This is a genomic window from Comamonas sp. B-9 (assembly GCF_000410635.1).
Taxonomy (GTDB): Bacteria; Pseudomonadota; Gammaproteobacteria; order Burkholderiales; family Burkholderiaceae_C; genus Comamonas.
On sequence record NZ_KE148558.1, the window covers coordinates 428 to 7,408 of the forward strand.

Here is a 6,981-nt window from a genome sequence, read left to right on the forward strand (position 1 = left end):
GTAGCAGCTGTCAAAACGCACAATGCCCTCGGCATTACTGCGCTGCCAGCCGCGAAAGAACTGGCGCTGGGTGTCGGCTGCGTTGTTGTTGCACATCGGGACGATCTCGCCCGAGTAGCCACCCGTGTAATTGGTATGCCATATCTCCACCAGCGCGCCAGCAATGGGCTGGCACTGCAGATCGAGCAGTCGCAGCTGCAGGTGCATCGGCAAGCCATCCCAGCCATCGCTGATGTCCACGCGCTCGGGCGACTGGGTGTGGCATGGGCCGATGGTCGCTTCGCAACTGAGCGTGCATGCGCTGGCAGCGGCCGCGGCAAAGGGGTTGCTGGCGCGCACGGCCGCGCTGATGGCGGCCGTGCCGCCGGTCGCCCAGGGCGCATTGCCGATGGCAGGCGCGGCGTTGGCAGCTGCCGGGGCCTTGGTGATGCTGCTGCAGGCGCCCAGGCTGAGGGCGGGAACGGCCCAGGCCGCTTGCGCAAGATGGCGCAGCATTTGGCGGCGGGAAGGGGTGGCTGCTATGGGCATTTTGGGGGAAGACATGCCGCGCATGCTAAACGCCGCATGGGCGGGGATCGCGGTTTTTGCGCCCCGTGGCGGCCTTCTTTACCCGGTTTTACCGGCGCTTGACAGGCCGCTTTCAAACGCAAAACCCAGGCTGCCGCTGGGCAGACTGGGTGCTGGGGTTCAACGATCAGGCATGGCCTTGGGCGGGGTGGTTCACCGACAGGAAATGCTGGACCACCGGGGGTTCGCTGCCTTGGTGGTACTGCGCCACTTCGCTTTGCACATCGGCATCGCTATGGGTCACCCGCTTGTGCTGGCGCAGGTGCTCGGCCCAGGATTCCACCTGGAACCACTCCATGAAGTGGTCCTCGGAGGCGGTGTCCTGCACGATGCCCCAGGCATAGGCGCCATCGCGGCGGCGGGCGGCAGACAGGCGGGCGAGAGCTTTCAGGAAGGGCGCGTGGTTGTCCTTGGCCACGTGGTAGCGGATCTGGATCATCACCGGGCCCCGGTCCTTGTCGACAGCGTGGGCGGTCAGCGGCTCGGGCCAGTGGTTGGATGGCACCAGGTCGGCCTCGCCTTCGGGCAGCTTGATGCGGTGGGCGATCAGGCCCATCACGACCAGGCCGGCAGCACCCACCAGCAAGGTGCTGGGCACACCCAGCGCCTTGGCGGTAAAGCCCCAGCTGAGGCTGCCGAAGGTCATCGCGCCGTTGAACACGGTGAGGTAGACGGCCAGCGCACGGCCCCGCACCCAGTTGGGCAAGATGGCCTGGGCTACACCGTTGAGCGTGGTGAGCGCGGTGATCCAGGACTGGCCCAGCAGCAGCAGTGCCAGCACGGCAGCCCATTGGGGCGGCGACATCGCCAGGAAGGCCATCACGGCAGCGGAGACCAGGGCCGACATCAGCAGCAGGCCATCGGACGACAGACGGGCACGCAGCTTGGGCAGCAGGAAGGCACCGCCAATGGCACCGACACCAACGGCGCCCAGCAGCACACCGTAGAAGCCGGCACCACCGCCCAGCAGCTGGCGGGCCACCAGGGGCAGCAGCGCCCAGACCGAGCTGGCCAGTGCAAAGAACAGGAAGGCACGCAGCAGCACCACATGCAGCTCGCGGCTGGAGCGGGCATAGCGCAGGCCGGCACGGAAGGCGCCGGCAAAGCGCTCGCTCAGGTCGTCTTGCTCGGCCTTGGGGCGCGGCCACCACAGCAGTGCGGCAATCACAAAGGCGTAGCTGATCACATCCACCCCGTAGGTGACCGAGGCACCCAGGCCCGCCAGCACAACGCCGCCCAAAGCCGGGCCAATGGCGCGGGCAATGTTGATGCCCAGCGAGTTGAGCGCTACCGCTGATTTGAGGTCCCGTTTGGCGACCAGCTCGGGCACGATGGCCTGCCAGGTCGGGCCCATCAGCGCGGCGCCAATGCCACCCAGAAAGGTCAGTGCCACCAGCGAGCCCACCGTCTGCATGCCCATGGCCGACAGGGTCATCAAGCTGATGCTGACGCAGGCCAGCAGCACCTGGATGGCGATCAGAAACTTGCGGCGGTCCAGGATGTCCGACAGCACGCCTGCCGGTATCGCCAGCAGAAAAGCCGGGGCCGAGGCTGCTGCCTGCACCAGCGCGACTGCCGTTGGCGATGGCGACAGGTCGGTCATCAGCCAGGCGCTGGCCACATCGCGCACAAAGCTGCCGGTGTTGCCAACGACGGTGGCGATCCACAGCACGGCAAACAGTTTTTGCTGCAAGGGGGCAAAGCTGCCGCCGGAAGGCTGGGCCGGGGCAGCGGGCTGCGCCGGGGGATGGTCGGAATGGGGGTGGTTCATGGCAGGTCTCGGATCAGCAGAATTTAAAAACGGGGGGCAGGTCGCTCAGGACATCCAGCAGGAGCAGCCCAGTGCGCCAAAAAAGCCTTGCATGTCAGAGGCCGGCACCTTGGAGGCCCAGGCATCGGCATGCTGGTGGCCGTGCATGCCGCAGTGGCTGCCACAGCCGCAGCCAGCAGCCAGGCTGCGGTAGCGGGCGGGGTTCAGCGAGTTTTTGCCGGCACCTTCGGGCTCGCCCCAGGCGCCATAGCCACCAAAGCGGCGCACGGGCGACCAGTCGGGCATCGCTGGGGGCAGAGGGTTGTCGTCATGGCGGGCAAAGCTGCCTGCGCCATACACCACCCGGCCACCGACGACGGTCAGGTCCGAGGTAAGGAAGGAGATTTCATCCTCGGGCACCTGGAAATAGTCCTTGTTCGGCACGATCAGGTCGGCAAACTGGCCCACCTGGATGCGGCCCCGTGCACCTTCCTCATTGGAGAACCAGGCCACGTTCTCGGTCCACATGCGCAGCGCGGTTTCGCGGTCGAGCAGGTTGCGCTCGGGGTACATCTGCATGCCGCCAACGGTCTTGCCGGTCACCATCCAGGACAGCGACACCCAGGGGTTGTACGAGGCCACGCGGGTGGCATCGGTGCCGGCAGACACCTTGACGCCTTTTTCCAGCATCTTCTTGACGGGCGGCGTGGCTTCCATCGCCTTGTGGCCATAGCGCTCGGCAAAGTACTCGCCCTGGTAGGCCATGCGGTGCTGCACGGCAATGCCGCCACCCAGCGCAGCGATGCGGTCGATCGAGCGGTCGGAGATGGTTTCGGCGTGGTCAAAGAACCAGTTCAGGCCGTCGATGGGGGTTTCCTGGTGCACCTTTTCGAAGACATCGAGCGCGCGGCTGATGGTCTCGTCATAGGTGGCATGCAGGCGCCAGGGCCACTTGTTTTGCACCAGCACGCGCACCACATCTTCCAGCTCGGTCTCCATCTGCGGCGGCATGTCGGGGCGGGGCTGGCGAAAGTCTTCAAAATCTGCCGCCGAGTACACCAGCATCTCGCCAGCGCCGTTGTGGCGGAAGTAGTCGTTGCCCTGCTTGTACTTGACCGACTGGGTCCATTGCAGAAAGTCGTCCTTCTCTTCCTTGGGCTTTTGCGTGAACAGGTTGTAGGCCAGGCGCACGGTGATCTGGCCTTGCTGGTTGAGCTCTTCGATGACCTGGTAGTCATCGGGGTAGTTCTGCGAGCCACCACCGGCATCGATGACACCGGTGACGCCCAGGCGGTTGAGCTCGCGCATGAAGTGGCGCGTGGAGTTGACCTGGTACTCAAAGGGCAACTTGGGGCCCTTGGCCAAGGTGGAATACAGGATGGTCGCATTGGGCTTGGCCAGCAGCAGGCCCTGGGGGTTGCCCTGGCTGTCGCGCACAATCTCGCCGCCCGGTGGCTGGGGCGTGTCGCGGTGGTAGCCCACGGCGCGCAGCGCAGCAGCGTTGAGCAGGGCGCGGTCATACAGGTGCAGCAGGAACACGGGGGTGTCCGGCGCAATCGCATTGATCTCGGCCAGGGTCGGCAGGCGCTTTTCAACAAACTGGTGCTCGGTAAAACCGCCCACCACGCGCACCCACTGCGGTGCCGGGGTGATTGCCACCTGCTGGCGCAGCATCTCCAGCGCATCGGCCAGCGACCGCACCCCGTCCCAGCGCAGCTCCATGTTGAAGTTCAGACCGCCGCGAATCACATGGGTGTGGTTGTCAAACAGACCCGGCAGCGCGCTGCGGCCCTGCAGGTCGACCTTGCGGGTGCCGCTCGTGGCCAGCGCCAGCACCTCGGCATCACTGCCCACCGCGACAAACTTGCCATCGCGGATGGCAACGGCGCTGGCCGTGGGTTGGGCCTTGTTCAAGGTGGTGAAGCGGCCGTTGTGAAAAATGGTGTCGGGGCTGGAGGTGGTCATGGCGGTGGCGTGCGTGGTGGGTGGTGTGGGCGGTAGGCGGGGGCGTTGCCCCCTAAAACGGTTAAACAGCCGGCTTGGGGCCGATGGTGTTGCCGTGCTGTGCACGCTCTGGCGCCTTGTGCACCATCGTGTAGGCATAGTCCACACCCATGCCGTAGGCACCGGAGTGTTCGCGCACGATGTCCATCACCGCGTCATAGGTCTCGCGCTTGGCCCAGTCACGCTGCCATTCCAGCAGCACTTGTTGCCAGGTAACGGGCACCACACCGGCCTGCACCATGCGCTGCATGGCCTGGTTGTGCGCTTCGAGCGAGGTGCCGCCCGATGCATCGGCGACCATGTAGATCTCGTAACCGGCGTCATGCATGGCGCTCAGGGCAAAGGTGGTGTTGCAGACCTCGGTCCACAGGCCGGAGACGATGATCTTCTTGTGGCCCTTGGCAACGTTGGCGGCCAGCGCATCACGCACATTCTGGTCGTCCCAGGAGTTCATCGAGGTGCGCTCCAGGATGGGGTTGCCGGGGAAGACGTTCAGCAGCTCTGGGTAGGTGTGGCCCGAGAAGCTGTGGGTCTCGACCGTGGTGATCGTCGTCGGTACGCCAAACACCTGGGCCGCCTTGGCCAGGCCCACCACATTGTTCTTCAGGGTCTGGCGGTCGATGGACTGCACGCCAAAGGCCATCTGGGGCTGCTGGTCGATGAAGATCATCTGGCTGTTGGCGGGGGTCAGGACTTCGAGGAAAGATTTGTTGGTCATGGTGCGTGCTCTTGGAAAAGTTAAAAACGGGGAAGGCGTGTGTTTAACAAGGAATCTGGGCTGACTTAGTTCAGGGCCGGTGCATCCACCAGCACGATTTCGGTGTCTTCCGTGGCGGTGATGCGGATGGTCGTCTCGCCATGGATGGCAGCACCATCGCGGCTGGACAGCGCCACACCATTGACCGAGGCACTGCCCTTGGCAAGGACCAGGTAGCCATAGCGGTCGGCATGTTCAAAACCGTAGTCCAGGCTTTCACCGGCCTTGATCGTGGCACCCAGCACCCGGGCATTGGCACGGATGGGCAGCGCGTCGCCATCACCGTCCATGCCGCTGGCCAGGGTCACGAACTTGCCGCTGCGGTCGCCCTTGGGGAAGGGCTTGGCGCCCCAGCTGGGCTTGTCGCCTTGGCGGTCGGGCAGGATCCAGATCTGGAAGATGCGGGTCGTCGTGGACTCCAGGTTGTATTCCGAGTGGCGCACGCCGCTGCCGGCGCTCATCACCTGCACATCACCGGCTTCGGTGCGGCCCCGGTTGCCCAGGCTGTCTTCGTGGGTGATGGCACCTTCACGGACATAGGTGATGATTTCCATGTCGGCATGGCCGTGCGGTGGGAAGCCGGTTTGCGGGGCGATGGTGTCATCGTTCCAGACCCGCAGAGCGCCCCAGTTCACGCGCTGGGCGTCACGGTAGTCGGCAAAAGAGAAGTGGTGTTTGGCATCGAGCCAACCGTGGTTGGCACCGCCCAGGCTGTCAAAGCTGCGTCGTTCAATCATGTCTTTCTCCAGGTGTTTTATCGTCGATGAAGAAAGTGTAGGTCGCCTTGAATATGATTAAAATAGAAAATATAGAAAAGCATTCATTCCATATTTAATGTGATCGAGAAAGCGATAAAGCCATGAGCAAGCTGCCTGACCTGGAGGCCTGGGCCATTTTTGCCAAGGTGGCCGAGACCGGATCGTTCGCGCGCACCGCTGCCGAGCTGGCGCTGTCGCAGGCGACGGTATCGAAGGCCATCACGCGGCTGGAGGGCCGCATGAAGACCAGCCTGTTCCACCGCACCTCGCGCCGCATGGCGCTGACCGATGCCGGCAGCAGCGCGCTGGAGCGGGCCACGCGCATCCTGCAGGAGGGCGAGGCGGTGGAGGCCGACATCACCGACCGCTCCACCAGCCTGCGCGGCCAGATCCGCATTGCCGCGCCGATGTCCTTTGGCATTGCGCGGCTGTCGCCGATCCTGCCCAAGTTCATGAAGATGCACCCGGATGTGGAGCTGAACCTGCACTTTGCCGACGAGCAGGTGGACCTGATCCGCGACCGCTTTGACCTGGCGCTGCGCATTGCCAACCTGAGCGATTCGAGCCTGATTGCGCGCACCCTGTGCAAGGTGCGCATCTTGCTGGTGGGCTCACCGGCCTACTTCGAGCGCCATGGCCACCCGGTGCACCCACGTGATCTGGCCCAGCACAAGGGCCTGCAGTACAGCCTGGCGCGCTATGGCACCAGCTGGCGCTTTCGCCATGCGCGGCACGGCGAGTACACGCAGGTGATGCCGATACAGATGCAGGTCAACAATGCCGAGGCACTGCAGCCGGCGCTGCTGGCCGGCATGGGCCTGGCCTTGCAGCCCTCGTTTCTGGTGTGGCAGGAGCTGCGCGATGGCAGCTTGCAGACCGCCATGCCGGGCTGGGAGGCCGATGTGCTGTCGCTGAACATCGTCACCCCGCCGGGCCGTACCCGGCCCGCGCGCGTGCAGGCCTTTATGGACTATGCGGCCCAGCAGTTCATGAACGAGCCCTGGGCAGAGCTGCCGCCGCAGCTGGCCGAGAACCCGTTGGCGGTTTAGCGCGCGGCCGCTGCAGCCGCCGCAGCGCGCGGTGTGCGCCGGCCCCAGTTCATCACGGCGGTGCCCGCCAGCGCCATCGCGCCACCGGCCAGCATC

At 64.9% G+C, this 6,981-nt stretch carries 5 protein-coding genes and 1 pseudogene; 1 reads left to right on the forward strand and 5 read right to left on the reverse strand.

What is annotated here, in order from left to right:
* From H928_RS33210 to H928_RS0110710, 5 genes and pseudogenes are all read right to left on the reverse strand, one after another.
* Nucleotides 1-543 (reverse strand): annotated as a pseudogene (locus tag H928_RS33210) (intradiol ring-cleavage dioxygenase); the annotation flags it as partial.
* Nucleotides 544-694: 151 nt separating this feature from the next.
* Nucleotides 695-2,338 (reverse strand): MFS transporter, encoded by a 1,644-nt coding sequence (locus H928_RS27190; RefSeq protein ID WP_021026500.1) that lies wholly within the window; start codon nucleotides 2,336-2,338, stop codon nucleotides 695-697.
* Between the two features lie 45 nt (nucleotides 2,339-2,383).
* Complete coding sequence (locus H928_RS0110700) at nucleotides 2,384-4,282, reverse strand: amidohydrolase (RefSeq protein ID WP_021026501.1); 1,899 nt, start codon at nucleotides 4,280-4,282, stop codon at nucleotides 2,384-2,386.
* 61 nt (nucleotides 4,283-4,343) lie between these two features.
* The gene (locus H928_RS0110705; RefSeq protein WP_021026502.1) at nucleotides 4,344-5,039 is read right to left on the reverse strand and encodes a hydrolase; all 696 of its coding nucleotides are present in this window, start codon (nucleotides 5,037-5,039) and stop codon (nucleotides 4,344-4,346) included.
* A gap of 65 nt (nucleotides 5,040-5,104) precedes the next feature.
* The gene (locus tag H928_RS0110710; protein ID WP_021026503.1) at nucleotides 5,105-5,815 is read right to left on the reverse strand and encodes a pirin family protein; all 711 of its coding nucleotides are present in this window, start codon (nucleotides 5,813-5,815) and stop codon (nucleotides 5,105-5,107) included.
* A 122-nt stretch (nucleotides 5,816-5,937) separates the two neighbouring features.
* On the opposite strand from H928_RS0110710, the gene H928_RS27195 reads away from it, so the two are divergent.
* Nucleotides 5,938-6,885, forward strand: a complete 948-nt coding sequence (locus tag H928_RS27195) for a LysR family transcriptional regulator (protein WP_021026504.1) — start codon at nucleotides 5,938-5,940, stop codon at nucleotides 6,883-6,885.
* The last annotated feature ends 96 nt before the right edge of the window (nucleotides 6,886-6,981 follow it).

Coding starts and splice junctions, on each gene's coding strand:
- H928_RS27195 (WP_021026504.1), top strand. CDS start 5,938: ATGAGCAAGCTGCCTGACCTGGAGGCCTGGGCCATTTTTGCCAAGGTG.
- H928_RS0110710 (WP_021026503.1), bottom strand. CDS start 5,815: ATGATTGAACGACGCAGCTTTGACAGCCTGGGCGGTGCCAACCACGGT.
- H928_RS0110700 (WP_021026501.1), bottom strand. CDS start 4,282: ATGACCACCTCCAGCCCCGACACCATTTTTCACAACGGCCGCTTCACC.
- H928_RS27190 (WP_021026500.1), bottom strand. CDS start 2,338: ATGAACCACCCCCATTCCGACCATCCCCCGGCGCAGCCCGCTGCCCCG.
- H928_RS0110705 (WP_021026502.1), bottom strand. CDS start 5,039: ATGACCAACAAATCTTTCCTCGAAGTCCTGACCCCCGCCAACAGCCAG.